This is a genomic window from Burkholderia sp. Tr-20355, from assembly GCF_017104685.1.
GTDB lineage: Bacteria > Pseudomonadota > Gammaproteobacteria > Burkholderiales > Burkholderiaceae > Burkholderia > Burkholderia seminalis.
The window spans coordinates 1-935 of record NZ_JAAGPK010000388.1; the positions used below are offsets into that span (position 1 = coordinate 1).

At 71.6% G+C, this 935-nt stretch carries 1 protein-coding gene and 1 pseudogene; one reads left to right on the forward strand and one right to left on the reverse strand.

Features of this window, described 5'->3' with window-relative positions; translation table 11 throughout:
• A partial coding sequence (locus G3N62_RS35550) for a class I SAM-dependent methyltransferase (RefSeq protein ID WP_206141560.1) occupies positions 1–354 on the reverse strand: 354 nt, incomplete at its 3' end.
• Positions 355–435: 81 nt separating this feature from the next.
• Between G3N62_RS35550 and G3N62_RS35555 the strand changes: the two are divergent.
• A pseudogene (locus G3N62_RS35555) lies at positions 436–935 on the forward strand (ComF family protein); the annotation flags it as partial.

Here is a 935-nt window from a genome sequence, read left to right on the forward strand (position 1 = left end):
TCGCTGGCCCAGCGCGCGCCCGAGCGACGCCGGCAGCCAGCGGCGCCAGTTGGTTTGTTCGACCTCGCGCTGACCGGCCCGCGCGAGCATCGCGCCGGACAGGTCGACGCCGAACACGGGCGCTTCCGGAAAGCGCGCGCGCAGCGCCGGCAGATCGTCGCCCGGGCCGCAGCCGGCATCGAGCACGGCCGTGGGGCTCACCTTGATGTATTCGAGACGCTCGTTCATCCGCTGCGCGATCTCGCGCGGCAGGAACGCGACCGCGTCGAAGGTGGCGGCACGGCGGTCGAAGATCCGCCGCAGGCGCCTGGCGTCATTGGCCGGACGGCCGGTTGGAGTCGAAGCTGGGGACATGTCGGGCACACTGGCGAAGAGCCCGAAGTATACTCGCTCGCCCCGGAAGCTTCATTGAGACGGGGTGGCAGGAGTGTTGCGATGACCCGCAGTTCCGCCGGACGCACGATGCGCGTCGTTTTGTCGCAGGTTCGCATGCTGGCGGCGAAAGTCGCCGCGGTCGCGCTGCCGAATCGCTGCGCGCTGTGCGGCAATTTGTCACACGCCGTGATCTGCGACGCTTGCGACGCCGCGTACTGGAATGAAGCGCGATTGCGCTGCGACGCCTGCGCGCTGCCGCTGGGTGTCGGGCAGCCGCGTTCGCGCGGCGGCCGCCGCACCGGTGCCGGCCATCCGGCTGCGTATCGATGCGATGCGTGCCGCACTGCCCCGCCGCCGTTCGATGCGACGCTCGCGCTCGCGGATTACCGCGCGCCGCTCGACGGGTTGGCACGCGGCCTGAAGTTTCACGCGCGGCTCGCACTCGGCGCCGAATTCGCGACGCGGCTCGCGCGGCTGGTCGACGATACACGCGGCGCGGGCCATTTCGACCGGGTCGCGCCGGTGCCGCTGTCGCACCGGCGGCTCGTCGCGCGCGGCAA